Source organism: Methylobacterium sp. Leaf399, from assembly GCF_001424525.1.
GTDB lineage: Bacteria > Pseudomonadota > Alphaproteobacteria > Rhizobiales > Beijerinckiaceae > Methylobacterium.
On the sequence record NZ_LMQK01000007.1, the window covers coordinates 50,145 to 75,337 of the forward strand.

The following is a 25,193-nucleotide window of genomic DNA, read 5'->3' on the forward strand; positions in this document are numbered from 1 at the left end:
CACGGAAAGCGCCTGCGTCCGGCACCAGGAAGCGACGGCCGAACCGGGCCGAGCTGCCGATCAGGCAGACAAAGGCCAGAGCCGAGCCGCCGCCCGGTGCGATGTCGCGGCTTGACCCGCAATACAGTCGCCGGTCGATCACGTCGTGATGCGGATATAGGCTTCGCCCGGGAGCCGCGAGGGCTTGCCGATACCGCCACCGCTTTCATCACGCGAAGGCCACATCGGACATGAAGGGCGTCGACGAGTGGCGCCCGACCGGCCCAGATCGAAAAGATCACGAACCGGCGGGGATTCGGCCGAACCACTTGGCGGAAGGGGTGTCACTCATACTAACGTCCGCTGGTGCTCGTAGGCGGATGCCGATGTAGAATATTTTTCATTCTTCACAGTGACTTATGCCTCATGTTTCGCTGGCTGTGTTCGCTGGCGTCCGCTAGAATCCCCGTCATGAATTGGGGCCCGTGTTGGGGCCTGTCAGTGAGTGACGAGGGGCATGCGGTGACGCGCCTGATGAATCGGCTCAGCACCCGAAAGGTTGCGACGTTGGACGTGCCGGGGCGCCATGCCGATGGTGGTGGATTGTATCTGTCGATCTCGAAGGACGGGCAGCGTCGGCGTTGGGTTTTCCTGTTCCGGTGGCAGGGCAAGCTGCGCGAGATGGGCCTTGGGATTCCGCGGGATGTGTCATTGGCAAAGGCACGTGAGGGCGCTGCTCGCGCCCGTGATCTTGTTTTACAGGGAACGGACCCGTTAGCCGTGCGGGATGCCGCGCCGGTTGTCGTGGTGACTTTTGGCCAGGTGGCGGACGCCTTCGTGGAGGCGATGAAGACGCAGTGGCGCAACGAAAAGCATGTCGCGCAATGGCAGATGACCTTGCGGGAATATGCGGCTCCCCTACGCGAGCGCGCGGTCGATGCGATCAGCACCGAAGACGTTGTGCGGGTGCTGAAGCCGATCTGGTTAGAGAAGCCCGAGACAGCCTCACGCTTGCGCGGTCGGATCGAGCGGGTTCTGGACTCGGCGAAAGCGCAGGGATTACGCGTGGGCGAAAACCCCGCCCGCTGGAGAGGGCATCTCGATCTACTGCTGCCAAGACGGCAGAAGCTCAGTCGTGGTCACCATAAGGCGATGGCCTATGAGGATGTCCCTGCCTTCGTTCGGCACCTGCGCGGCACTTTGGGCATCGCGGCACGGGCACTGGAGTTCACCATCCTCACGGCAGCTCGCTCTGGCGAGACGCTTGGGGCGCAGTGGGCAGAAGTAGACTTGAAAGCGCGTGTTTGGACAGTGCCGGCCACGCGGATGAAGGCAGGGCGAGATCATCGCGTGCCGCTTAGTGGGCGGTCGCTCGCGCTCCTTGAAGAGATGAAGTCGCTGGATCTAGCCGACAACCCGTTTGTGTTCCCGGGACAGCGGACCGGCAAGGGGTTATCGGTGATGGCGTTGGAGATGGTGATGCGGCGGGCCAAGCTAACCGACACGCCACACGGCTTTCGTTCGACGTTCCGAGACTGGGTTGGGGAGGAGACACCTTTCTCGCGTGAAGTGGCCGAGGCGGCGTTGGCTCACTTGATAGGTGATGCGGTGGAGCGTGCCTACCGCCGCGGCGACGCATTAGAGAAGCGGCGTTTGCTGATGGAGGCGTGGGCAGAACATTGCAGCGGCATCTAGCGGGAGCACATCGCGCGTGAGCAATCCCTGACAAACCGAGACAGTTGTAAGCTTTCACCTGCGTTATTGAGCTCGCGCCGGCTATATACTGGAGCTTGGAAAATCCAAGCGCTCACCTTGCGGAGCGCACATTGACCCACCTGCCGTCACCATACCAGTTCACTAATAGCAGCTCGGCGCTGCGCTCGCGGCTAACTTCCAGCTGCAACATGGCTGATTGTTACATCAGCCGTATCGACCTTGAAAAAATATATAGGGGTATTTGCTTTGCGAATTACCAAGGATGCTTCTTAAACGTCAACTTTACCGTCAGTTGGCAAATAATTGGCTATGAAACTTGGCTAGAGCTTGATGCTGTTTTCAAAAAGTTTGCTGAAAACCTGCGTAAGAAGATACTAAGTTACGGCGCGCTCTACTTCTCTTACACAGTTTTTGAATACGGACAGGTTCACGGGTGCCACTCACACTCTGGTGTGCATGTGCCGGCCGTCAAGCTGTTAGATTTCCGCAAGTGGCTCAAAGGCTATATTGGCAGTCTCTCGCGCAAATCGGCAACGACAGCGTTAAATGTTCAGGCCTGGAACCGTTTAGATCCGACCATCTCGCAGTGGAATTGGTTCGCGTACTTGATGAAGGGTCTCGACCCACGCCTAACCGAGCTGGAGGAGGCTATTTTCCTTGAGCCGGGCCTCACCGCACATGACCTGTTTGGCGTCGAGAAATCTCAGTATTGTGGCTGCATCCCTTTCCAGCGGGTACGGCGCTCACGGTCGATGATGGGAAAGGCGCAGTGTAATGCGGGCTACGAACCAGAAACCGATTTGTATAACAACGCAACTGACGAGCGGTACTCCAATCTTGAGTACTTGCGGGGAGTAAGGGATCGTCACCTCGCGGAGCTAACGTCGGAACTGGATAAAGTCCTACCTTTCTAGCTCCTCGTCAGAACTTATCGAAAAATGCGTGCCGGTGCCGTCTTCCATTTCGTAAACGGAGGGTTTCGGGCCATGAAATGGAAAGCGCCCCCGAAAACCTCCACTATCACAATGTGTTATTGAGCAGAAACCGGCTAGCGCGCGGAGAAACGGCCAAGCTTGTGTTGTGCAGCTTGCGAGTCTGATATTGCTTCGGCTCAGAGTTGTGAATGCAGACCTAAGTACACACCTTAGGCTGCGCGCCGGTATACGTGGTTAGTCCTGGCTAGATGAGTTGGCCGTCGCTCGTGATGGCGGCCGTTTGCCCACCGCGGCATTTAGCATCGCTATCTACATCCTGGCTGGCTGGGGGTTATGGAAAATTTAGCGGGTCGAAACAGGTGCTGATACAGCCGGCCTATGCAGCGTTTTCGCCGCCCCCGGCCGGGAGGGCGGCGAGCCAATTTTGGGCGGCTTCGAGAGTGACAAGAGTGCGCCGGCCCACCTTCTTAATACGAAGGCGGCCGGCTTCGATCTCTTTGTATGCTAATGATCGACCAATCCCTGCCCACGCACAAAAGCCTTCGATAGACATTGCGCCGCGCTGGTCATTACTCATTGTCGTCACCTCGTGTTTGTCGGCAACGATATATTAGGACTTCCCGCATATTGGCGATTTAGAATGTTACTTCTGCTATCTGTCTATTTTATACGATACGGCTACCTGGTTGCGAATTCGGCGTGCGTATTTGACGTAGCTCCAGCATTTGAATGGCGGCCAGTCATCGCACGGCGTCCGCCAAGCGCAGAAAAAAAGTGCTAGCCAGTGCTGCGGCGTCTGCGCCCGCATGAACGGCTGAAGCACGTTCCAGATTTCAGCAAAATGCTGTTGCAGCATAGCGTTATTAGTCTCAATAACAATAATTCCCATACATGTTTCTAAGTTAATCCAGTCTTGATTTTCATTTGCTCCGCAGCGTATCGTGTGAAAAAGAGCTTCGAAGTCATCATCGGGTTCCGAGGATACGACATGCGCATCTGCGAGTAGCTTGCAACGAGCTAGGATGCGATAAGCAAGAAGTGAAATAGACAAAACGCCAGCAGCCGCCCTGTCACAGGTCAGTCGTTCGACGAATTGGACGAGATCGCGGTCTAGGCTATGCAACAGCCGAGTGCTTCGTTTTTCGATCGAGCACTTGAAGGATCGCTGGATATCTCTATTTCTACTTTGTTCTAGCTCTGAGTCGAGGAGGGGTGGCAAGTACGGGGGAACGCGAAAGTGCCCACCCACGCCTCCGTAGAAGGGTGAAAGGCCTTTAAGGTGGGTCGTGTTCGGCATGATTGAACTCCTTGCGGTGCGGTGAGCCGGTCGCGGGGGCGCACTTCTGCCGATATTGAGCGGGGTCGTGATTTGAGAGCGATGCAGCTCTTCACGGAGAGATTAGACGGTGCGAACTCCTGATTGGAGTTGCTCAACTGCACGGATGGGAACTAGAGTGCTTCCGAAGCCGCTTTGGCTTTTACCAATCGAGTGTACCAAAAAATGTCGCGGGCTATTGATATTGAAGCGAAGGTTTCGGGATGGATCTTGGATAAAGTTCACCCACTAACTGAACCAGATCAAGAATATAATCCAGAAGATTCGCGCATTATAGAATTAGTCAAAGATCTTATAGATGACTTTGGCGATAATTTTACGCGAAGCGAAATCGAAGATGTTGTTGGCGATATTGGGACCGAGATTCACAGAGGCATGCAAAAGAAATATCGAGACAGCTTGATGCTGGCTACTCGTCGTTAATATGCCTGTGCGCTGATTTTATGGCATGACTATTGTCAATATTTTTTTAGAATTAAGAAGGCCTTATCTCATGGAATAATTCCATTCTACAATACATTGGTCTAATGCGTACTTTGCGGAGACTTAGATAGTAAAAAGCACGTTCGTTGGCTGCAGTCGTCTCACCAGACGCGATTGATATCGTGGGCTTAAGTGCAAGGTCGTCGTGCGCTGTGTTCGCTCCTTGTGCCTGCGCCGCATCGAGACCTGCCGATTTAGCCGCGTGCGCGAACGCCGCCTGCCGGCGGCGCAACTCCGTAATGAGGTGACGGGGGACAGGACTGGAGCCGAGGCGCCGCTGAATTGTCGTCACGTCGGCCGCGTAGTCGGGTGGCGCATCCTCACCTAGTAGGGGTACGCGGGGATAGCCGTAGGCTGTTGCCACGGCTTCCTCGATACGATCGATGGCAGCAAGTGCAGCGAGATGAGCATCGAGCGCGGTGTCGAGGCGCACGAAAGCGTGTGTCACCGGTGTGCTGGTCTCGCGGGCCCGTCCAGCCCAGCTCGCGTTCGGGCACAGTGCCGCGAGCACGCGGCGTGAGACTGGTGGCACGGCGCTCATGCCACGCTCACGTACATGTCGACACCGGCGCCGGAGGGAGTGCTTCCAGGTGGTCCAGCGGTAGTGGACTTGAACTCGGTGGGGCCGCGTTCGTCTCTGCTCGCAGCGGTTGACGAGATGGGTTCGACTTGTGTTTGCAAGGCGGTGAGGTAGTCGGCGGCACGTGAGCCGGCCGCGGCGGCTGTCGCCAGCGCGCGCGAGTTGGCCGTCAGCAGCGGGAGCCAGGACGCGAGGTAGGCGGCGTGGTCCGGGTGGGGGGTGCGCGCGAGCCCGAGGTCGGCCAGCACGAAGGCGGCGCCGAGTTCGGCAATCAGCTCCTCGGCGGCGTAGGCGCGGCGTTTGAAGCGGCCCGTCAGGTCACGGGCGAGGCGGTGGGGAGCGCCCGTCCAGTGCACGAGTTCGTGCGCGAGGGTGCCGGCGTAGCCTTCCGGTGTGCGGAAGGCATTACGGGGCGGCATCCGGATCGTGTCGGTGGCCGGGGTGTAACAGGCGCGGGTACCGCCAGTGTGGATGATGGCGCCCGTGGCCGTGACGAAGGTGTCGTAGGTGGGTTGCGGGGTGGGCGGTAGTCCTGTCGGGGCGGTCGCTTGGGGCGCGGCGTCGACTTGGGCGATGTTGAACACGGTCGAGGCGCGGGCGACGAAGCGGGCTGTGGTCGTGTCGCTGTCTGCGCTGGTCCCGTGCGTTGTGTCTGTTCGGGCGCCGGTCGGCAGGTCCTTGTAGAACAGGATCAGAGTGCCGCGCTCGCCGCGACGAACCTGCGCGCCGAGGGCGGCCCACTGGCGGTAGGTTGCCCAGCGGGCGTCGGTGTAGCCGTCGGCTTGCGCCGCGCACCAAAGCGCCAGGATGTTGAGTCCGCGGTAGCGCTTGCCCGTGAGCGCGTTGCGCGGGAGCGGGTCGGCGCCGTGCCAGGGTGGGGTCCACGTGGCGGGGTCGGCGGTGTCGAGCTGCTGCAGGATGGTGGCGGTGACGCGCTCGTGTAGATCGGCGGGCATGGCCGGGTGAGCTCCGTTGCGGCCGCGACGAAGGGGCGGCCTCGTGAGCAGGTTTCCCGGATCGGTGAGGTGAACCGCACAGCAAGTGGGCGGCGGTGCGCGGGGGGCTGAGCGACAGCTCGCGGCGGCCAGAGTAGCGGTCATCCGGCCAGCATTCGGTCGACCCGACCGCTCTAGTTTCAAACACTTAGCCTGGTCCGAACCGGCCAGCAGTTGCGGAAGGGGTGTCGTGGGTGGTTTTGGGCTGGTGTGGCAGGCGCTGGCAGGAGCAGTGGGAGACGATGCACACTGTTTCCCGGCGTTTCATTCCGGGTCTATGGGGCGGGCGCTTGGCGGCCTTCCTGCCACTGGGCCGGGGCCAGCGTCCGCACCACCTCGCTGGGGGCTGCAGATCGCGGCTATGCGGGGGCGCCGGGCCTGTGCCCTGTTCTGCCCAGGATCTTGGTGAACGTTGGAGGGAGGCCGTCTTGCTGGAGGCAAAGCTTTGCCGGGCGACCGGCGAAGCCTAGCTGAGCCGCAGAGCTCGGGTCCGGATCTCGGAGCCACGCCTTCGGTCAACCGTCAGATCGACGTACAACCTGGTAAGAGGGAGGCCGGGGTTGTGCTGTCGGCCTTTACGTACCGCTTCCCGCCGCGAGGCGGACAACGCAAACGGACCCCATCTGCTCGATCTGCGGACGTCGGGGTCGTTTCAGAGGTTTGGGGCGACCCATTCCCTCTGTCCTGTTAACCTTCCGTTCGGCAGGTTCACTTTTTGCCGATGCCCTTCGGCGTTCTACCCGGGGTTCTCCCCGCCGCCTGGATAGCGGTGACGTCCGGGGCTCATAGGGAGCTGACTCTTACCTTTGGCGGGTAAGCTTTGTGTAATACCGTTGCATCAGAGGGAGCGGTTGAGGGCTGATCGCTCGCCCAAAGGTTATGCGCCAAGGTAGTCATGGTAGCCTCTACGTGCCTGATGGCAGAGCTTCAAGTCAGCACGCAGTCGGAAAGTCTTAAAGCTAACTTGTGACCTTCAGCGGCCCTTATGGGAGTCCGCTTATGAGAGATTTGGAGAACCGTCCCGTTCGACCGAGGTGGGTGGATTTAAGCCCGTCTGCTCTCGGGCGGAAACCTAGCAAAGCAGCCGTTTCGCGAAAAGATCAGTGAGACGCCACGAGCATCCACAGCGCCATGGCGACCATCATCACGTTCTCGGTCAACGAGACGAAGCCGAGCGGCACCTTGCTCGATCCGCCGACGCAGGCGCACTTGATGTCCCGCCCGTCGACGTAGACCGCCTTGAACACCGAGACGGCGCCGACCGTGCCGATGAAGAGCGCCACGGGAATGGACAGCCAGTTCAGCGCGCCCGCCACCATCAGGACTCCGGCCAACGCCTCGCAGAAGGGGTAGGCGTAGGCGTACCGGACCCAGCGCTGCGCCAGCAGGTCATAGCCAAGGAACATCGAGGAGAAGCTCTCCACGTCCTGCAGCTTCAGGAGCGCGAGCACGCACATGCTGAAGCCGATGAACCACTCGGCCGCGCGCACCGTCAGGGGCGTTCCGTACACGGCGTAGCTCGCCGCCAGCGCCATCAAGGCGGTCATGGCGAAGAGCGCGATGACCGGCATGTAGGTCACCGCGTTCGCGTCCGCGACGTGCTTGCCAAAATGGCGGCGCAGGTCGTCGTACCCTCCGACGCGCTCGCCTGCGATGAAGGTCTGCGGCGTGGTCCGCACGCCATGCTCGGCCTTGAAGGCGTCAGTTTCCTCGCGCGTGCGCAACCAGCGGTCCTCGACGGAGTAGCCCTGGCGTTCGAGAAGGTCCTTGGCCTTGGTGCCATAGGGGCAGACATGCTGCGGCATGACCATGCGGTAGAGGACAGCCTTACGGCCCGCGGCGGCGATGGCCGGCGTGCCTTGGCCATCATCGCGGGCTTGGGCCGATCCGTGGGCGTGAGCGTATCCAGACATCGTTGAACCTCTCGTTCAAATGAGCTTGCGAACCGTTCTGGACCTTCCCATCATGGGAGGGTCAACAGGTGAAAGCGCACGGTCATGAACATCGGTCAGGCGGCCCAGGCCTCCGGGGTCTCGGCCAAGATGATCCGGCATTACGAGGCTATCGGCCTCGTCCCCCAGGCCGACCGGCGGGACAGCGGCTACCGCGATTATGGGACCGCCGACCTGCACCGCTTCAGGTTCATCCGGCACGCGCGCGACCTCGGCTTCTCGCTGGAGCGCATCAAGGTGCTGCTTGGGCTCTGGAGCGACCCCGAGCGGAGCAACGCCGAGGTGAAGGCCATCGCCAAGGCCCACATCCAGGAGCTCGAAGGTCGGGCGCGCCAGCTACAGGAGATGGCGGAGGCCCTGCGCTCCCTCGCGGATGCCTGCGACGGGGACGGTCGACCGGATTGCCCGATCATCGCCAGCCTGGAGACAGGAGAGAACGTCCCGGCCAGCCATGCGGGCGCCGCCCTGGCGGCACCGGAACCTCCGGGACCGCGCAGGAGAGCCCGCGCCGGGCACTGAGACGGGGCTGGATCAGCCCGGTGCCCAGCGCGAGAGGGCAGCCCTACATCTCCATCTTCTTGGCCATCTTATCGCAGCAGCAGCCCTTCTTGTTGCTCTTCATCGACATCGACGACGTCGACTTGGCGCACATCCCCTTACCGCCCTTGCCGCAGCAACCAGCCGCCAGGGCCGGGGTGAGGGAGAGGACGAGGAGCGTGGCGGTGGTGAGTGCAAGGCGCTTCATGGTGTTCTCCTGAGGGGGGCCGGACCGGCCAGGTAGCGGCCGGTCTTTGGCTTCGGGGGCGCGGAATGCGGAGGCGTTCGGCAACAAGCCAGCAAAGGTTACTTCCGGTTCTTCTTCAGCCAGGCCTCCATCTCGGCGATTTCCTTCTCTTGATCGTCAATGATCTTCTGGGCCATCTGCTTCGTGGCCGGGTCCTTGGCGTGCTTCAGGGCCACCTTGGACATCTCGACCGCGCCCTTGTGGTGCGGGATCATGTGGGTCCGGAAATCGACGTCGGGATTGCCTGTGTAGGGCACGTGCATGTCGTGCATCATCGCCATGTCGGCGGCCTTGAAGTCCTTGGTCGAGGCAGGGTCCTTCGGGTCCGGCTTCATGTCGGTGATCATCTTCATCATGTCGGTGTCATGCGACGCCTTAGGGTCGCCCGGCATCTCGTGTCCGCCATGGGAGTGCGTGCCCTGGGCGGCGGCCGATCCGGCGAGCCCGAGCGAAACGAGGGCGGCGAACAAGGTCCTGGTGGCCGTGGAGGTCATGGTGCGTGTCCTTCTTCGAATGGAGGTTTACGGAGGGGTCAGTTGAACTTGCCGTTGGCGGTCGTGCCGTCCGGGCCGGTGAGCTGAACGGCGCCCTTCGGGCTCTCGCCCAGCGCTACGGAAGCCTTGCCGGAGAGGCGGTTGCCCTCGGCGGGTTGGAGCGGGACCCGGGCGGGCTTGCCGCCGACGACCAGGATGGCCGTGCCCTTGAAGCCGGTCGCCGGCACTGGCTTCTGACTACCGTCCGAGACGAAGACGTCGACGGTCTCGCCCTTGGCGACGAGCTCGACGTGGAACTTGCCCGCGTCCGCCACGCGTCCACCGTGCTGGCCGGACACCTCGTGCGCGCAGACCGGCAGGGCGGCCAGCGCGCTCGCGACCAGGGCCATTCTCCAGGAAATTATCGGGTCTCTCCGTTTTCGGGGGTGGGATGGCTCAGAACGACTCGACCGGACGCGGCTTGGCGCCATCCGGACGAGGCGTGTCGGGGGTCTCGCCTTGCGCGGCGCGCAGGTGCTCCAACGGCTTGGCGCCGTATCGAAGGAACAGGACGGGGGTCAGGAACGTGTCGAGCAGCGTGGCGCTGATCAGCCCACCGAAGATCGTCACCGCGACCGGGTGCAGGATCTCCTTGCCGGGGGTGTCGGCATCGATCAGCAGCGGCACCAGCGCGACGCCCGCCGAGAGCGCCGTCGTCAGCACCGGCGTCAGACGCTCCAGGCTGCCGCGCACGACAAGCTCGCGCCCGAAGGGTACGCCCTCGTGAAGCGACAGGTTGAGGTAGTGGCTGATCTTGAGGATGCCGTTGCGCGCGGCGATGCCGGTCAGCGTGATGAAGCCGATCATGGAGGCGACCGACAGCGGTTGCCCCACCAACCAGAGCGCGGCGACGCTGCCGATGAGGGCGAGCGGCACGTTGCCCATGATGATGAGCGCCAGCACGCCCGAGCGGTAGCGGCTGTAGAGGATGGCGAAGACCATCGCGAGGGACAGCAGCGACAGCGCGCCGATGGTGCGGCTTGCCTCCTCCTGGGCCTGGAATGTGCCCTCCAGGCTCGTGAAGAAGCCCGGCGGCAGCTTTGCCTCCGCCACGACCCCGCGGATGGCGTCCACGATGGACGCCATGTCGCTCTCGCCGTTGGTGTTGGCCTGGACCACCAGGCGCCGGCGGGCGTTCTCTCGCAGAATCTGGTTCGGGCCGTCCGTCTCGCGGATGTCGGCGATCTGGCGGGCCGGCACCCAGCCCGAGGGGGTCTCTACCAGGAGGTCGCCCAAGCCCTGCGTGGTGCGCTGCCTCTCGGACAGGCGCACGACCACGTCGAACCGGCGGTAGCCGTCGACGACCGTCGAGACGACGCGCCCGTTCGACAGGCGGCTCAGCTGCTCGACGACCGCCGCCGGCTGGACGCCGTAGAGGGCGGCGCGGGTGTAATCGACGCGGATCTCGAGGTGGGGGATGCGAACCTGCTTCTCGACCTGCAGGTCGGCCAGCCCTGGGATCTTGGCCATCCGGTCCCGAAGATCGTTGGCGATGCGGCGCAGGGCGTCGAGGTTCTCGCCGAAGATCTTGAGGGCGATCTCGGCGCGGACGCCCGAGAGCATGTGGTCGAGGCGGTGCGAGATCGGCTGACCGACGTTGGTGGTAACGGGCAGGACGGCGAGGCGAGCCCGGATGTCGGCGACCAGCGCCTCCTTGGGACGTCCCCCATCCTTCAGGTTGATCTCAAGGTCGGAGGAGTGGACGCCCTCGGCATGCTCGTCGAGCTCGGCCCGGCCGGTACGTCGACCGACGGCCGAGACCTCGGAGATCTGCAGGAGCAGGCGTTCCGCGATCAGGCCGACCCGGTTGCTCTCGGAAAGCGAGATTCCCGGGTTGAAGGTCATGTTGACCGTGAAGGAGCCCTCATTGAACGGGGGCAGGAAGGCTCGCGGAAGCTGCCAGACGGTGACACCGGCGGCGATGACCGCCACGGCGACACTGCCCATCAACAGGCGCTGATGGCGGAAGGCGACGGCGAGCAGGGCCGCGTTGCCGCGCTTGAGCCCCCGGATGAACCAGCTTTCGCGATGGTCGAGGCTCTTCAGGCCCGGCAGCAGGTAGTAGGCCATCACCGGCGTCAGGGTGACCGAGACCAGGAGGCTCGCCAGAATCGAGATGATGTAGGCTTGCCCGAGCGGCGCGAAGAGCCTCCCCTCGATGCCGGACAGCGCGAACAGCGGCACGAACACCAGCACGATGATCAGCGTCGCGTAGACGATGCCGGAGCGGACCTCGTTCGACGCGGCGACGACCACATCGAAGACCGAGTGCGGGGACCCGGCCGCCCGGTTCTCCCGAAGGCGACGGAAGATGTTCTCGACGTCGACCACGGCGTCGTCGACGAGCTCGCCGATGGCGATGGCCAGCCCGCCCAGCGTCATCGTGTTGATGGATAGGCCGAGGAAGTGGAAGACCACGGCCGTGGTCAGGATCGAGACCGGGATCGCGGTCAGCGAGATCGCCGTCGTGCGGACGTTCAGCAGGAACGCGAACAGCACGATGGCCACGACGACGATGGCTTCCACCAAGACCGTCTGGACGTTCCGGATCGACGATTCGATGAAGTTCGCCTGGCGGAACAGGATCTGGTCGGCCTTGATGCCGCCGGGCAGGGTGACGGTGACCTCCTTCAGCGCCCGCTCGATCTCCCGGGTGAGTTTGACCGTGTCGACGTCGGGCTGCTTCTCGACCGAGACGATGACCGCCGGCTTGCCCATGTAGCCGCTGTCGCCTCGCTTCACCTTTGCGGCGAACGACACCTCCGCGACCTGGCGCAGATGGACCGGCGCCGCGCCCGCGGTGGCGACGACGACGCTGCGCAGGTCGTCGAGGCTCATGGTCCGGCCGATGTTCCGGATCAGGTACTCGCGGGAATACTGGTCGGTGAAGCCGCCGCCGGCGTTGGTGCCGAACTGCGCGAGTGCCCCTTCCAACTGGGCGTTCGTGACCCCGAGCGCCCGCATCGCGGCCGGGTTCGGGCTGACCCGGAACTGGCGGACCTCGCCGCCCATCGGGATGACCTGCGCGACGCCCGGGATGGTGAGCAACCGGGGTCGCAGTATGAAGTCCGCCGCCTCGCGCACCTCCATCGGCGAGGCCTTGTCGCTGGTCATCGCCACCAGCAGGATCTGCCCCATGATCGAGGAGACCGGCCCCATCTGCGGGGTCGTGTTGGGCGGGAGCTGCTCCCGGACCAGGGACAGGCGTTCGCCGACCTGCTGCCGGTTGCGGTAGATGTCCGTGCCCCAGTCGAACTCGACGTAGACGATGGACAGGCCGACACCCGAGACCGAGCGCACGCGCGAGACGCCCGGCAGGCCGTTCATGCGGGTCTCGATGGGATAGGTGACGAGCTGCTCCACCTCGGGCGGGGCCAGCCCCTCGGCCTCGGTCATGATGGTGACCGTCGGCTTGTTCAGGTCCGGGAAGACGTCGACCGGCAGCTTCGTGACCGTGAAGGCGCCGTAGAGGATCAGCACGGCCGCGATGGCGAGCACAAGCAGGCGATTGCGCAGGGACTGCGTGACGAGGAAGGTGAACATGGCTCAGCGCACCTGATCGAGGAGTTCGGCGCCGAGCGTGACGATGCGCTTACCCGGCCCGACGCCCTCGGCGACCAGCACCCGGGTCCCGTCGAGCGGCTCGATGCGGACGGGCCGGGCCTCGAAGCGCTCCGCCGTCGTGTGCTCGTAGACGATGTCCTGCCCGTTGCCGGAGCGCACGACGCTGGCGCGCGGCAGGGCCAGTCCCGTCAGCTCGCTGTCGGTGGCCGCAAGCACGGTCACGAACTGCCCGACCCGCAGGCCGGACGTATCGCCCTGGACCGCGAACTGGACGGGGATGGCCTGATTGCGGTCGGCGAAGCCCGAGCCCTGATAGGTGAGGTTGAGGCTGCGGCCGTCCGCGAGGCTGGCGGTGGCGTCCTGGGCGGCCGTGAGGGCGTCGAAGCTCAGCGCCTCGACCCACAGGCGGGCCGGATCGATGATCTGAAAGATCATGGCGCCGGGGCTCGCCATCTGCCCCGATACCGCGGAGGCCTGAGCCACGATGCCGTCGACCGGCGCGATCAGGGCTTCCGGTTGGAGTCGAACCTTGTCCAGGGCCGCCCTGCGGTCGCGCAGGCCGGTCAGCTCCGACTGCGCGTCGTCAAGTTGGGTCTGGGCCACCGCCCCCGTGACCGAGAGCTTCCTGAAGCGGTCGACCCGACGCTCGACGATGCCGATCTGCTGGTCGAGTTCACCCTGGCGCTGGCGCATGTCGGAGACGTCGACGGCCTGCACCGGCTGGGTGACGTACGCGAGCACGTCTCCCTTCTTCACCGTCGTGCCGAGCCGTGGGAATAGGCCCGAGGGGGGCGGCGAGACGCGGCCGCCGACCGACGACTGCACGACGCCGCTGGCGTTCGGATCGGGAATGACGCGACCCGGCAGCTCGACCGTGCGCCGGAAGGTGGCCGCTTCCGTCATGGTGGTGCGCAAGACGAGCAGGCGCTGGGTCGGCTTCGGGACGAAGACCGAACCATCGGGAAGCCGCTGCGCGAGATCGGTCGCGGCCTGGGAGGGTGCGATCAGGGCGGAGCCCTGGACGGGCGCGCCATGGTCCTCGTCGCCATGGGCGAAGGCTGCCGTGCCCAGGGTCAGGGCGATGGCGATGGCGGTGAGGGCGACGGCCGGCACGGTGCGTCGGCCGCGCGCCGCCACGGAGACGAGGATCCCCAACAGGAAGGCCCCGGCCGCCGTCGCCACCAGGATGGGATCCTTCGCAACGAGGCGGTCCTTGAGGCCGGTGACGGCAGCGGAGGCGGTGGTCAGCGCAGTCTGGGTCGACGTTGCTTGTGACGGAGCGGCGCCTGGCGTGGGACCCTTCGCATCGGGCACGTTCACCGGGACGGTGAGAACGTCCACCACGTCCGCTGCCGTCACCGTCACGAGCAGATCGTAGGTCCCGGCCTTCGCCATCCAGGGCGCGGGCAGCACGTAGGCGTCCTCCGCCGTCACGGAGGCGGTGCGTGCACCCTCCGGCGTCTCGACCTCGATGACCGCGCCGCGCACCGGCTCGTTCGTCCGAAAACGGTCGAGATGGAACGTCAGCCTCCCGTCGCGCGGGACCGCGGTCAGTTCGAAGGCGTCGGAGAGCGCCTCGCCGCGTGGGGCGATGGACTTCGACACAGGCGGGGGCGGCGCACCGTGGTCGTGACCCTCATGGGCGCGAGCGGGACCTGCCAGAGAGACGGCAGCCAGCAGCATCGCCACGAGGGCGGCCGCAAATCGGGTTGACATGGAAGGGGCATCCTCACGTTCGAACACCGGACGCACATCCGCGGTTAGCGGACGGAATCCGACCGTTGCGCGCCTAGGGCGCGCCGTTCGTTACGCGAGGGTTCGAGGGGGCTCGGGCAGGGCTCCGGGACCCGCGCCGAGGCGACCGTTCATGTCGCCAGGGCTGACCGAGGACTGCCGGAAAGGGATGATTGGCAGCTCGGCTGGCCCGGACAAGATCCCCGGTGAGCAGCAGGCCTTCTTCCCGCAACACGGAACGCCGGCGTCGCCCGGGCAGCTTCCCATGCCGTCTTGTGCCGTTCGCAGCGAGGCAACCCGCTCGGTCGTCAAACCCTGGAGATCGGCGACCCACTGCGTCGGTTCATGAAGGGTGGATGGCATGGACGCGAACGTCTTGCCGTCCGCTGCCTTTACGACGGCCGGCGGAGCGACCTGCTTTTGTTCCACCACGGCATGGTGAGGACCGTGATGGGCATGGCCCTCATGGGCCTGAACGGCAGTCGGCGCGGCGTAGACGACGATCATCACGATCATCGCCGCCATCAGGCGCCAGAGTTGCCGGTCGGGTCTCATGAGGTTCGCTTACACCGGATCAGGGATGAGAGAAACGGCCGTTCCGTCATCGTGAATGATCGAGCGACAATATGGTTTCCCCTTCGGAACCGATCAGACCGCACGGGATACGGTTTCCGCACCGAAGCCGGCAGCGCGGATGGCATCCGCGAAGCGTTCAGCCGCGATGGCCACGCCCGGCGTGACCGACACCGAACCGGACTTCAAGTCGAACTCCACGCGAGCCGCTGGATCAATCCCCTGGACGGCGCGCGTGACCGCGTTGGCGCAGCCTCCACAATGCATCTTGGTGACGTTGATCGGGATCATGACGGCTCTCCGTTTCGAGTGGCGTCACAGGCATGTGGGGCTTCCCACCGTGGGAAGGTCAAGGGACGCCGTAGGAAACGTTTGAGCTTCGCTCCGAGCCGGTTCCTGCGAGCCCAAGCCCTTGGCGCTACGCGGCCCGCAGGACCGAGCCCGATGAAGTCGGGCTATGGCGCACGATGTGGAAGGTGCGAGGACGCCTGAACAGGAAAGCGAAAGGTGTGGGGCGGATCAGGCGTTCCAGGACAAGGGGCGTTGTCGCCGCCACGACCGTCACCATGAGGCTGACCCAGCCGACATCCGGGAGGATGCCGGTCTTCACCAGAACCGCGCGGGTGGCAGCCATCGGCAAGAAGAAGGCCAGGTAGATCACCATCGAACGCTCGCCGAATAGCCGCAGCGCATCGGTGAGAGGACCGCCGATACGCGTGAGCAGGCTGGCCGTCGCGACGACCGCAAGGGCACCCGCTCCGCCCAGCGCCAGCCTCAGGACAGGCAATGCCGCGAGCGTCGGGAATGAAGCGGAACCTGATGGCATCAAGGCAAGGGCGCCGTCGATGGCAGCCCAAAGCGCCAGGCCGGCGAGCGCAGGGACGGGATGACGCTGGGCGATATGGGCGAATGCGAGGATCTGGCCCGCGAAGAGGAAGCCGATCACGAACCAGACATAGCGGTCGCAGAACTCCTCAACGAGGAGGGACGAGGTCGCCACCGGCACGATCTGGATGAGGGCGGCCACCAGAAGAAGGAGAGCCCTCGGCACTTCACGCAGCAGCTTCGTGACCACCGAGAACACCGCCAGCAGGTAGATGAACCAGAGCGTCGAATAGGGCTCGACCAACGCCGAGGCGAGGTGGGTAAGGAACGCCCCGGGTCCTGAGCCGTCGACAACCTAGCCGTATTTCGCGGCCGATTGGATGACGACCCAAAGCGAATAGAAGTACGCGAAGTGCACGACGCGGAGGTCGGCGTAGCGTCGCCAGTCCCGGTCGATCACCCGACCGAGGAAAAGCCCGGAAAGAAGGAAGAAAGCCGGGATGCGGAAGGGCGTGGCGAAGGCCACGACCGCATGCAGGAAGCCCTCTCCCCCCATGGCCGCGCCGGTGCCGAGCGTCGAGTGCATCATGACGACGAGCAGGATGCAGATGCCCTTGGCGACGTCGACCCAGGCGAGGTGCGCCGAGGCCTCGGCATCGAGGAGCCGTGTCGTGACGGTCGCCGCCATGATCCCCCTTTCACATTGACGTGGGGCGAAACTGTAGCTGGTCGTCCTTAATGCCGCCCTGGCCCCTGCTGCGCCATTCCGAACATGCCGAACGACCGGTAAAGGCGATGCACGAAGCCTGAACCGGAACGGCTTTCGCCGAACCCGTCGGCTTCGCGAATACCCTCCATCGCGCGGGGAATGGGCCATCAGCTAGGAGGCCTGCGCCGAGGCGCGCCCGGATTTCATGGTAGGTCAGTTTCCCTGGGGGAGCAGCTGTTTTGGGGCCGTTTCACGTGGCCTGATTCGGTCTTTTCAGGCCTCATTGCGGGATTTTCGCGTCCCATTTTCACGCCACCTTGGAAGCCTTTAGTGTCCGAACTCATCAACTTGGGAAGTTCGTACGACAGCTTTCAACCCCTGTCGGACCTTCAGAGCGTCCGCTTCTAGGCAGCCTGATAGAACAGACGCGGATGAGCGTGTTGCAGGGAAAGCAGATGCTACTCAGCTTTTGCAAGCTACGGCCGTTCCAATGAATTCTGAGACGTTCAGCATACCTTTCTTATGCTCCGATGGCGCCCGCGTCGAAGTAGTCTATCGGCGAGGCGTGGAGCGTTCCACAAGGGCAAGCCCTGTTGAGACGTAGGCCTCGACTGCGGCTGATAAAGCCGCTCGTCCATTATGGAGCTTTCTGCAGCTGAACTGGCGAGCCGGTCTCGCCCGGCCTACCTTCGACGATCACGAGGTAACGCCGTGCCGCCTCTGGCGCGCCTTGCGTCACTTGCCTGATCGGGCCGATCGCGTTGACGACCGCCGCACCAGCGGGGTTCGTCATGAAAGCTGCGAGAGGCTCGATGGCACCGGAGCCTTTCGGATCGGTCGACAGCGCCAATACGAACGGCTTCTTCGGAGGCAGTCCCGTCACGGCAGCCTGAAGCGTCTGGAGCACGCCCTGGTCGAACAGCGTGACTTGCGTCTCTGGTTTGCCATCAGCCCCGCTGAGCGTGAGCGAGTTCGACTTGCCCGCTTCTCCTAGCGGCTGCAAGTTCTGCATACCTTCGCCAACCGGCACCGCATTCGGGACGTAGACGACGCCCTGCGGCCCTTGTCCGATAGGAATGGTGGCAATCACTGTGTTCGAGGCAGTGTCGATCACGGCCGCCTGATCGGCGTTCTCCAGACCGACATAGATGCGCGAGCCATCACCTGAGGGCCAGAGGCCATGCGGTAACGCGCCGGTCGGGATCGTGGCTACAGGCGAGAAATCATCGGTGCGGAACACCTTCACTTGGTTGAGCCCGCCGATAGTGACGTAGGCGAACTGGCCGGCTTTGGTGCGCGCGAAGTTGACGTGGTTGGTAAGCGGCCCGGTCTCGATGGTTCTGATCAACGCGAAGGGCGGCTTGGCATCAAAAACCATCGTGCGGCCAACGTCCTTCAGGGTCAGCCAGACTTGGGCGCCATCCGGCGTCGCGGCTATGTCGGGACAGAACGGGCTCTCCTGCTTGACCCGCCCGGCGATCGTGCGGGACTTCACGTCAATGACGACAGTCTCGGGGCTGAAACTGGAGCAGACGTAACCGTAACGCCCGTCAGGCGAGAAGATCGTCATGCCAGGACCGTTCGGCACTGTGATCCGCGCCGTCTCCTTGCCAGTGGCTGCGTCGAGGACCGCGATGTAATCCTCGCCGCGGATGCTGACCCAAACCTCTCGACCGTCAGGCGTGAAGAAGGCCTCGTGGGGCGAGCGGCCGACATAGGTCGTCTGCCGTACCGCGTTGGTCGCCGTGTCGATGAAGCTGACTGAGTTCGAGCCGATTGAGACAGCAAGCAAGGTCTTGGAATCGGGCGAGACGCCCATGCCGTGGACCAGCAGCTGGCCGCGATAAAGTGGACTGAGGTTCGCTGGCGTGATGTCTCCCAGGCGGATAACGCCGAGCAGCGTGTTGGTGGCTGGGTTCACGACCGAGACGGTGTTGGAGAACTGGTCCGAGCTGTAGAACCGGTCGCGGGCGCTGACTGGGATGTCTGGCGATGCGGCTGGCCCTGGGGCCTGGCCGGCAAGCGCTGGCCCAGACAGGAGCAGGACGAGGGTGACGAGCGGGAAGACGGCCTTCATCGGATGGTTCCTTGCGCCGGCATCGGCGCGGCGCCGTGATGATGGGGGTGAGGGACAGGTGCCGACGGCAGGGTGCCGGCGGCCGGGACTCGATCCGCCAGCGCGCGGCGCATGACCTCGATCTCCTGGCCCTGCTCGACAATAATCCCTTGTGCGAGGCGTAGCAGGACAGGATCGCGTCCGTGGATGAGCTGCGCCTTCGCCATGTCGATCGCACCCTGGTGGTGGGGGATCATCATCGCGGCGAAATCGCGGTCTGGATCGCCCGAGGGCGGGACCGCCATGTCGGCGTGCATCCGCTCCATGGACCGCGCCATTAGAGCGTCAAAGCCACTATCGGGCGGCTGCGCGGTGTGACGGTGGGCCGGTTCCGCTTGGCTGAGTGCGGCTCCGTATCCGAGAGCGATGCCGCCAAGCGACATTCCAGCCACTATCAAGGGCACTGCCAGACGAGTCATATGGTTTCTCGTTTCTTGTGATGCTGCCCACGACGACGCGAGCGACCCGCTGCCAACGGAACGCAATTCGCACGAACCGAGGGTCGTTATTGCGGGGCGAACGGGTTCTGGAACCCGCCCGTGCGCGACGGCGCCTTGGGCGGATGGGCGGTTGCCAGATAGTCCAGGATCAAGGCCCGTTCGGTGCCCTGGATGTCAGGCATGTTCTGACGCTCGGTCATCCAAGTCAGGGTCTCGTCCCAGCGCTCCCGGCTCATGCCCTGGTTCGAGACCAGCCGGTAGGCGTGGCAGGCCGTGCAGAGCCCGAAGGTTTCCTCGCGGCCCGGATGCGCAGGCAGGTCCTCCACCACCTGATCCCTGAGGGGGACGGTCGGTTCCTGCGCCCGGCTCCCTATTGTCAGAGCAAAGGTGGTTCCGATCAGGACGGCGCCAAAGCCGGAGATGAGACGCACGATGCCGAGGCGCCTCATCCGACGAGCACCGCGACGCGGTGCAGGGCATTGCCCCCGTACCCTTGCGGGTTCCAGTTCGCTGCTACGTGGGGCTGCGCCCTTCCCGCGCTGTCGGTCGCACGCACCCAAAGCTCGTAATAGCCATCCGACGGAAGCGGCACACTCACGCTCCACCGGCTCCAATCGTAGCGGTTGCGGGTCGGCGCGAGTTGGGTCGGGATCCAGGTCGCGCCAAAGTCGGTCGACACGTCGACGCGTGAAACGGTGAGGTCCCCGGCCCAGGCCGCACCGCGCATGGTGATCTCACGGCTGCCGGAGGGCAGCCGGGCGCCGTTGGCGGGGGCGGTCACGATCGATCGCACCGGCATCGATTCGAGGATGCGAAAATCCTTCTCGTCGGCCTTGCCGCCCGGCACCATGGGCTTGTTCGGCACCCGGTAGGCCGTGCCGGTCATGCCCTGTCCATCGTGCTCGCGGTCGCGGATCGTGATCCGCTTCAGCCACTTGTGCGAGAGCGAGGCCGGCCAGCCCGGCACTACGAGTCGCAAGGGGCCGCCGTGGATGTTGGACAACGGCTCACCGTTCATGGCGAAAACGACGAGCCCGTGCTGCTCCATCGCCTTGGCGATCGGCATGCCGCGCGACAACGACTCCTTGGTGGCATCGCCCGAAAGGTGCGGGTCCGCCCCGTAATGGGCGGTGTATTTCGCCGTGTCCTTCAGGCCCGCGGCTTTCAGCAGGTCAGCAAGGGGGACGCCGGTCCACTCGGCGCAGCCGGCGCCGCCGTTGGTCCAGGGGTTGCCACGCGCCTGCGGCTGGAAGAACGAGCGGCCGTTGCCGCCGCATTCGAGCACCATGCGGTAGGTCTTGGGCGTAAAGCGGCTCTTCAGCTCGCCGAGCGAGAGATCGAGTCGCTGGTTCACCTCACCGTCGACGGTGAAGCGCCAGCCCTCGGCATCGGCCGCCGCTTCCGGGATCTGGCCGTTGGTGCGGATGAAGAACTTCGGTGTCGGCGTTGTTTCGTCGTCGAGCAAGTGCTCAGGCGTCTCGGCGACCAGCGGGCGGTCGCCGAGCACAACAAGGCCTTTGTCCTTGCCGGGGAAATCCAGAGGCTGCGGACCCTTCGCAGCAGGGGCGGGTGCGGCGCCTTGCGCGTGCGCCGCAGGAACGAGTCCAGCCGGCAGGTTGCCCGCGAATGGGATGGCGGCGCCGACCGTAGCGCTCATGGCGGCGAGCCCCGCTCCGTTCAGGAAGCCGCGGCGGCTCGCGCCGGTGCGGCGGCCATGCACTAGCGCGTCCGCCCGCTCGGGATCGTCCCGGTACAGTTCGTCGAGCGAGCGTTCGATACGGCCTTGCGTGCTCATGGCTGGCGTTCCTCTCCGACAGGACTCCGGCGTGATCGGCCCGGCGGCCGTCGTGCTCTGGTGGCGTCGAATGTTCAGACAGGTCGGGACCGCCGTTTTATTCCCTGCCGCGCGAAACAAAGGTTCAGCCGAGACAAGGACGGCCCATCAGCGGGTCCGACGCACTGGCGACCATCACCGATCCGGGGCTGCGACTGCCAGCCTCGGCAAGCGCTACCGTCGCGGCGAACCGCTCTGTGTCCAGCTGCTCGCCGGTGAGCCGGTAGGCGAAGTCCCCGACCGTCCATCGCGCGACCTGGGACGTTGCCGGCACGGCGTCCTCCGGCGCGCCGCGTTCGGTAATCGTAAGGCGGACGCGGCAGCCGCGTTCGCCGATGTAGAAGGCGTCGGCCCGGGTCGGTCGAGTGTCGGAGGCGAAGCTTACGCGCTCCAGTCTGAGGTTAGCGGCATCCAGGTTCGGGATCTGCAGCTCCGCCGTGTGTAGGCCCGATTGGGTCTGTGCAATCGACTGAAGTCGGGAGCCGCCGTCCTTCGGAGCCTCGCGGGTCGAGAGCGCAAGCACGAGAGACGCGCCGAGTACCGCGACCAGAGCGAGCGCCACAAACGTTCGAACTTCGCGTCCCGACCGGCGGGGAGACGGGAGGTCGTTAGTACGCAGTGTCGCCGTCGTTCGGGCCTTGAGGGCGGCTAACGTCGCGAAGGCGCGTGCCGCTTCATTGTCCTCTGCGATCCAGGCCGCGACCGCGGCGAGGCGCTCGGGCGCAAGTTCCCCGTCAATGAGGGCGCTGAGTTCCTCTCGATCCCGCTCGCTGCCTTTCTCGTCGCTCTCGATCATCGGGCGGCCTCGTCTTGCTCGATGGTGCGCAGCAAGGCGGTCCGCGCTCGGGCGACGCGACTCATCACGGTCCCCGTCGGAACGCCGAGCCGACGGCCTGCCTCGGAGTAGCTGAGTTCCTCAACGTCGACGAGCAGAAGGACGCGGCGATGGTCAGGGGAGATCCGCATCAAGCTCTGGCGCACCGATAAGTCTGTCACGAGACGGTGGTCAATGAGCCAGGGATCAACCCCCTCCACCTCGACCGGTACAAGCGTCGCAGCGCGGCGCCGATGCGCGTCGACGGCAGCGTTGCGCGCGATCCTGTACAGCCATACCCGGTAAGCCTGGCTATTCGTCGGGACGTGCCTTGCCGTCAACGCCCGCACCGCTGCATCCTGAGCCACGTCGCCGGCCTCGTCTGCATCGCGCATGAAGCGGCGCACGAAAGAGCGAAGTGCAGGCATAAGCGCTGGCAGAAGGTCGTGTGCACCAACAGCGATCGAACCAGCCGTAGCACCTTGAGCAGGGGCGGTAGGCTCGTTCGTGTCCCGCCTGTTCGCCATTGCGTCCCGATAATCCCTTCAGGCGAGCAGCCTAACAAACCGCAGGCATATAAGGAACACTGTCTGCACGATGTGGCTCAGTCGGAGGGAGAACCGCCTACGCATGCTTGGTTTTCTCGACCGAATGATTTTGGAAACCTAAAATACCGACATGCTTCACACACTTTCAGCTATCATGGCGGAAGCAAGAAATAGGCTGGCGACGACCCGATCTTTGACAGGCTCAGCCAGCTATTCGGGAGTGAACTGATACGCATCCTTCCTGTGGCACTGCTGGCATGGAGCGTTGCGGCGGCAACAGCCTCTGCCGAGCAGGACCTGCTGTTGGGGGCCAACATTAACACGCCCGCGATGACCCAGGCCGAAATGACCCGGGCTGACATCGAGGCTCTGATCGCAAAATCCGCCGGCAAACCTATCGACCTCTCCGACAAGGCCCTCGCCGGCCTCGACTTGTCTGGCCTTAACCTCAAGGGCGCAAACCTACGGACAGCGCGCCTCATCAAGGCGAACCTGCGTGGAGCGGACCTCAGCGGAACGAACCTCGAACAGGCGTGGTTCATCAAGGCCGACCTCTCGGGGGCCAAGCTCGTCGGCGCAAAAATGTTCGGCATCACTGCCCGCGAGGCGAACCTCAGTGGGGCGGATCTCAGCCGGTCCATGCCCATCGGCGATTTCAGGGGCGCCAATATGAGCGGCGCTTCGCTGGTCGACCTCAAGGGCGGCGCTGACATCAAGAACCAATCGATGGGCCTGATGCGGGCGGTGTTCGTCTCCGTGAACCTGTCGGGCGCTAATTTGAAGGGCGCCAACCTCGGGCGCTCGCGCTTGGAATACGCCAACCTTACAAACGCCGACCTGACCGACGTGGTGCTGATGGGCTCGGACCTCTCCGGCGCGAACCTGACGGGCGCGACCGTGACCGGTGCTGACTTCAAGAACGTCGAGGTCAGCGGTGCGCGGCTTCAGTCCCTTAAGGGCCAGGACAGCGCCAAGGGCTGGTCCGCCCTGGTCAACGCCGACCGCGCCATCACCGACAAGACCAATTGATCAAGTTCCAGCACTCTCACTATGCAGGCCGTAGGTGAAAATCAGTCTTTAAGAAACATTGGCGGTGTAGCCGAACTGGCAAAAGTCTCATTCGTCCGGTTCCATAACGCCCAGCTGGCGAATATCCGCCTTTAAGGACTGTGCGAACGGGGTTCTAGTAATTACCCACCCCCTTGCGCAGGTTGGATTTCGCTGATTTCTTCGTGGGATGGGCCGAAGCGATCTTGAACGGCTGAGCCGTGAGGAGCTGATCGAGCTGGTGCTGCGGATGCAGCGCCCGGAGAAGACCTCACGCACGTCTTCGAAGCCGCCCGCGACGGATCGCAAGGAGCGGCGCGAGCAGGCCAAACCCGGCGGGGCGAAGCCTGGCCACGAGGGCCACAGCCGCGTGATGAGCGAGGATCCCGATGGCGTCGTCGCGCATCGCCCTGATCGCTGCGCGTGCTGCGGCGGCGGACTGCACGGGGACCTTCCCGCCGAGGTCGTCAGCGTGTCCGAGCGGATCGAGCTGCCGGAAGTCGCACCGGTCGTCACCCAGCATCAACGGCTGGCGGTGCAGTGCCCGACCTGCGGGGCGCGCGTGATCGCACCGGTTCCGGCGGCGGCGCGCGGCACGCCCTTCGGCCCGCGACTGCATGCGGTGGCGACGTATCTCAAGACCTTCCAGGCGCTTTCCTACGAGCGGTTGCAGGCGGCGCTCTCCGACCTGTTCGGGCTCACGCTCAGCCAGGGTGGGCTGATGAACCTGCTCCAGCGCGCGCAGAAGTGCTTCCGCTCCGGTCGCGACGAGGCCGTCTCGACCCTGCGCCAAGCCACGGTGGTCGCCTCGGACGAGACCGGCGTGCGCATCGAGGGCAGCAACGCCTTTCACTGGGTGTTCCATTCGACCCAAGCCGTGGTGCACACGACCTCGCCAACGCGGGGGGGCGTCGTGGTGCGGGAGATGATGGACGGGCATCGGCCGGCGGTGTGGATCTCGGACCGCTACACGGCTCAGCAGGGCCATGCCGCCGCGCACCAGACCTGCCTTGCCCATCTCGCCCGCGACGTCGCCTACGCCGTCGAGACCAGCGATGATCCCGTACCCTGGCGACTGCAGCTCTGGTTGCGATCCGTATTCACCCTGGCCGAGCACGTCACCGACTTCGCGATCTCGACCCTGACGGCCAAGCGTCGGACCTTGGATCGGCAACTCGGCGCCATCCTGGGCACACGAAGTAGCTGCGACCTGACCCGCGACCTGCAAGCCAAGATCGGCCGGGCTCGCCATCAGCTGCTCGTCTTCCTCGCCCATCCCGGCGCGGTCGAGCCGACAAACAATGGCAGCGAGCGGCTGCTGCGCCCGTCCGTGATCCAGCGGAAGATGACCAACGGCTACCGCGCGATGTGGGCGGCCGAGGGTGAGGCCGATATCCGCACCGTCGTCGATACCGCGCGCCTCACCGGCGCCAGCCCGTTCGGCACCATCCTCAAGACCGTCGGCGCCTGAACCCTATCATCGCGGGGGTGGGTAATTACGGGTTCTACGGCGAGGAAGGATCGTGTCCTGACCCTCCGCTTTACGACTGGGTTGGGTGGGAAGCAGCTTGGCTGCTTTCAGTCGCAAGACGTTCTTAAGCGGACCTAGGATGACCCGCCGTCTCCGGATGGACGGTCCAACCCATCGCATGGTCGAAGTTCGTTAAAGCCGGATGCCGACTTCATCAGAGGCGAT

General features: G+C 64.2%; 22 protein-coding genes and 1 pseudogene. 6 read left to right on the top strand and 17 right to left on the bottom strand.

Annotated features, from left to right (window positions below):
* Positions 1-501: 501 nt before the first annotated feature.
* Both ASG40_RS07065 and ASG40_RS21085 read left to right on the top strand, forming a co-directional pair.
* Complete coding sequence (locus ASG40_RS07065) at positions 502-1,674, top strand: tyrosine-type recombinase/integrase (RefSeq protein ID WP_244472479.1); 1,173 nt, start codon at positions 502-504, stop codon at positions 1,672-1,674.
* 131 nt (positions 1,675-1,805) lie between these two features.
* Positions 1,806-2,609 carry a hypothetical protein gene (locus ASG40_RS21085; RefSeq protein ID WP_156387609.1) on the top strand — a complete coding sequence of 268 codons (804 nt, stop codon included), beginning with the start codon at positions 1,806-1,808 and terminating at the stop codon, positions 2,607-2,609.
* A gap of 673 nt (positions 2,610-3,282) precedes the next feature.
* Here the strand turns inward: ASG40_RS21085 and ASG40_RS21090 are convergent.
* Entirely contained in the window at positions 3,283-3,927 is a 645-nt protein-coding gene (locus tag ASG40_RS21090; RefSeq protein WP_156387610.1) for a hypothetical protein, read from the bottom strand.
* A 174-nt stretch (positions 3,928-4,101) separates the two neighbouring features.
* Between ASG40_RS21090 and ASG40_RS21095 the strand changes: the two genes are divergently transcribed.
* Positions 4,102-4,389 (top strand): hypothetical protein, encoded by a 288-nt coding sequence (locus tag ASG40_RS21095; protein ID WP_156387611.1) that lies wholly within the window; start codon positions 4,102-4,104, stop codon positions 4,387-4,389.
* 597 nt (positions 4,390-4,986) lie between these two features.
* On the opposite strand, the gene ASG40_RS07070 is transcribed toward ASG40_RS21095, so the two are convergent.
* Positions 4,987-5,985, bottom strand: coding sequence for an ArdC family protein (locus ASG40_RS07070; RefSeq protein ID WP_055882937.1), 999 nt, complete (start codon positions 5,983-5,985; stop codon positions 4,987-4,989).
* Between the two features lie 1,139 nt (positions 5,986-7,124).
* A complete protein-coding gene (locus tag ASG40_RS07075) occupies positions 7,125-7,835 on the bottom strand; it encodes a MauE/DoxX family redox-associated membrane protein (protein WP_055883021.1) in 711 nt (236 codons plus the stop codon).
* A 186-nt stretch (positions 7,836-8,021) separates the two neighbouring features.
* Here ASG40_RS07075 and cueR point away from each other — a divergent pair, with 186 nt between their 5' ends.
* A complete protein-coding gene (cueR, locus tag ASG40_RS07080) occupies positions 8,022-8,495 on the top strand; it encodes a Cu(I)-responsive transcriptional regulator (protein ID WP_055882940.1) in 474 nt (157 codons plus the stop codon).
* Between the two features lie 43 nt (positions 8,496-8,538).
* Here the strand turns inward: cueR and ASG40_RS20350 are convergent, their stop codons facing one another.
* From ASG40_RS20350 to ASG40_RS07150, 14 genes and pseudogenes are all read right to left on the bottom strand, one after another.
* Positions 8,539-8,721, bottom strand: coding sequence for a hypothetical protein (locus tag ASG40_RS20350; protein ID WP_082494690.1), 183 nt, complete (start codon positions 8,719-8,721; stop codon positions 8,539-8,541).
* Positions 8,722-8,819: 98 nt separating this feature from the next.
* Positions 8,820-9,254 (bottom strand): CopM family metallochaperone, encoded by a 435-nt coding sequence (gene copM, locus ASG40_RS07090; RefSeq protein ID WP_082494691.1) that lies wholly within the window; start codon positions 9,252-9,254, stop codon positions 8,820-8,822.
* 38 nt (positions 9,255-9,292) lie between these two features.
* Entirely contained in the window at positions 9,293-9,658 is a 366-nt protein-coding gene (locus ASG40_RS07095) for a hypothetical protein (RefSeq protein ID WP_055883025.1), read from the bottom strand.
* Between the two features lie 31 nt (positions 9,659-9,689).
* Entirely contained in the window at positions 9,690-12,836 is a 3,147-nt protein-coding gene (locus tag ASG40_RS07100) for an efflux RND transporter permease subunit (protein ID WP_055882945.1), read from the bottom strand.
* 3 nt (positions 12,837-12,839) lie between these two features.
* Positions 12,840-14,573 (bottom strand): HlyD family efflux transporter periplasmic adaptor subunit, encoded by a 1,734-nt coding sequence (locus tag ASG40_RS07105; RefSeq protein ID WP_055882947.1) that lies wholly within the window; start codon positions 14,571-14,573, stop codon positions 12,840-12,842.
* A gap of 90 nt (positions 14,574-14,663) precedes the next feature.
* Positions 14,664-15,146, bottom strand: a complete 483-nt coding sequence (locus ASG40_RS07110) for a hypothetical protein (RefSeq protein WP_055882949.1) — start codon at positions 15,144-15,146, stop codon at positions 14,664-14,666.
* 93 nt (positions 15,147-15,239) lie between these two features.
* The gene (locus tag ASG40_RS07115; protein WP_055882951.1) at positions 15,240-15,455 is read right to left on the bottom strand and encodes a heavy-metal-associated domain-containing protein; all 216 of its coding nucleotides are present in this window, start codon (positions 15,453-15,455) and stop codon (positions 15,240-15,242) included.
* 127 nt (positions 15,456-15,582) lie between these two features.
* Positions 15,583-16,677 (bottom strand): annotated as a pseudogene (locus ASG40_RS07120) (acyltransferase family protein).
* Between the two features lie 658 nt (positions 16,678-17,335).
* Entirely contained in the window at positions 17,336-18,775 is a 1,440-nt protein-coding gene (locus ASG40_RS07125; protein ID WP_055882954.1) for a YncE family protein, read from the bottom strand.
* Positions 18,772-19,233 (bottom strand): CopM family metallochaperone, encoded by a 462-nt coding sequence (copM, locus tag ASG40_RS07130; protein WP_443136590.1) that lies wholly within the window; start codon positions 19,231-19,233, stop codon positions 18,772-18,774. The genes ASG40_RS07125 and copM (ASG40_RS07130) overlap by 4 nt, the downstream gene beginning before the upstream one ends.
* Positions 19,234-19,319: 86 nt before the next feature.
* Entirely contained in the window at positions 19,320-19,703 is a 384-nt protein-coding gene (locus ASG40_RS07135) for a hypothetical protein (RefSeq protein ID WP_055882958.1), read from the bottom strand.
* Entirely contained in the window at positions 19,700-21,049 is a 1,350-nt protein-coding gene (locus ASG40_RS07140; protein ID WP_055882960.1) for a sulfite oxidase, read from the bottom strand. Before ASG40_RS07140 ends, ASG40_RS07135 begins: the two co-directional genes overlap by 4 nt.
* Positions 21,050-21,173: 124 nt before the next feature.
* The gene (locus ASG40_RS07145; RefSeq protein ID WP_055882963.1) at positions 21,174-21,884 is read right to left on the bottom strand and encodes a hypothetical protein; all 711 of its coding nucleotides are present in this window, start codon (positions 21,882-21,884) and stop codon (positions 21,174-21,176) included.
* Positions 21,881-22,429 carry an RNA polymerase sigma factor gene (locus ASG40_RS07150; RefSeq protein WP_082494692.1) on the bottom strand — a complete coding sequence of 183 codons (549 nt, stop codon included), beginning with the start codon at positions 22,427-22,429 and terminating at the stop codon, positions 21,881-21,883. The genes ASG40_RS07145 and ASG40_RS07150 overlap by 4 nt, the downstream gene beginning before the upstream one ends.
* Before the next feature lie 351 nt (positions 22,430-22,780).
* On the opposite strand from ASG40_RS07150, the gene ASG40_RS07155 reads away from it, so the two are divergent.
* Both ASG40_RS07155 and tnpC read left to right on the top strand, forming a co-directional pair.
* A complete protein-coding gene (locus ASG40_RS07155; protein ID WP_443136591.1) occupies positions 22,781-23,479 on the top strand; it encodes a pentapeptide repeat-containing protein in 699 nt (232 codons plus the stop codon).
* 208 nt (positions 23,480-23,687) lie between these two features.
* A complete protein-coding gene (gene tnpC / locus ASG40_RS07160) occupies positions 23,688-24,968 on the top strand; it encodes an IS66 family transposase (protein ID WP_055882970.1) in 1,281 nt (426 codons plus the stop codon).
* The last annotated feature ends 225 nt before the right edge of the window (positions 24,969-25,193 follow it).

Excerpts from the sequence above, each read along its gene's own strand:
- ASG40_RS21090 (WP_156387610.1), bottom strand. The coding sequence starts at position 3,927 with ATGCCGAACACGACCCACCTTAAAGGCCTTTCACCCTTCTACGGAGGC.
- ASG40_RS07070 (WP_055882937.1), bottom strand. The coding sequence starts at position 5,985 with ATGCCCGCCGATCTACACGAGCGCGTCACCGCCACCATCCTGCAGCAG.
- ASG40_RS07075 (WP_055883021.1), bottom strand. The coding sequence starts at position 7,835 with ATGGTCATGCCGCAGCATGTCTGCCCCTATGGCACCAAGGCCAAGGAC.
- cueR (WP_055882940.1), top strand. The coding sequence starts at position 8,022 with ATGAACATCGGTCAGGCGGCCCAGGCCTCCGGGGTCTCGGCCAAGATG.
- ASG40_RS20350 (WP_082494690.1), bottom strand. The coding sequence starts at position 8,721 with ATGAAGCGCCTTGCACTCACCACCGCCACGCTCCTCGTCCTCTCCCTC.
- copM (WP_082494691.1), bottom strand. The coding sequence starts at position 9,254 with ATGACCTCCACGGCCACCAGGACCTTGTTCGCCGCCCTCGTTTCGCTC.
- ASG40_RS07100 (WP_055882945.1), bottom strand. The coding sequence starts at position 12,836 with ATGTTCACCTTCCTCGTCACGCAGTCCCTGCGCAATCGCCTGCTTGTG.
- ASG40_RS07105 (WP_055882947.1), bottom strand. The coding sequence starts at position 14,573 with ATGTCAACCCGATTTGCGGCCGCCCTCGTGGCGATGCTGCTGGCTGCC.
- ASG40_RS07110 (WP_055882949.1), bottom strand. The coding sequence starts at position 15,146 with ATGAGACCCGACCGGCAACTCTGGCGCCTGATGGCGGCGATGATCGTG.
- ASG40_RS07115 (WP_055882951.1), bottom strand. The coding sequence starts at position 15,455 with ATGATCCCGATCAACGTCACCAAGATGCATTGTGGAGGCTGCGCCAAC.
- ASG40_RS07125 (WP_055882954.1), bottom strand. The coding sequence starts at position 18,775 with ATGAAGGCCGTCTTCCCGCTCGTCACCCTCGTCCTGCTCCTGTCTGGG.
- copM (WP_443136590.1), bottom strand. The coding sequence starts at position 19,233 with ATGACTCGTCTGGCAGTGCCCTTGATAGTGGCTGGAATGTCGCTTGGC.
- ASG40_RS07135 (WP_055882958.1), bottom strand. The coding sequence starts at position 19,703 with ATGAGGCGCCTCGGCATCGTGCGTCTCATCTCCGGCTTTGGCGCCGTC.
- ASG40_RS07140 (WP_055882960.1), bottom strand. The coding sequence starts at position 21,049 with ATGAGCACGCAAGGCCGTATCGAACGCTCGCTCGACGAACTGTACCGG.
- ASG40_RS07145 (WP_055882963.1), bottom strand. The coding sequence starts at position 21,884 with ATGATCGAGAGCGACGAGAAAGGCAGCGAGCGGGATCGAGAGGAACTC.
- ASG40_RS07150 (WP_082494692.1), bottom strand. The coding sequence starts at position 22,429 with ATGGCGAACAGGCGGGACACGAACGAGCCTACCGCCCCTGCTCAAGGT.
- ASG40_RS07155 (WP_443136591.1), top strand. The coding sequence starts at position 22,781 with ATGACCCAGGCCGAAATGACCCGGGCTGACATCGAGGCTCTGATCGCA.
- tnpC (WP_055882970.1), top strand. The coding sequence starts at position 23,688 with ATGGGCCGAAGCGATCTTGAACGGCTGAGCCGTGAGGAGCTGATCGAG.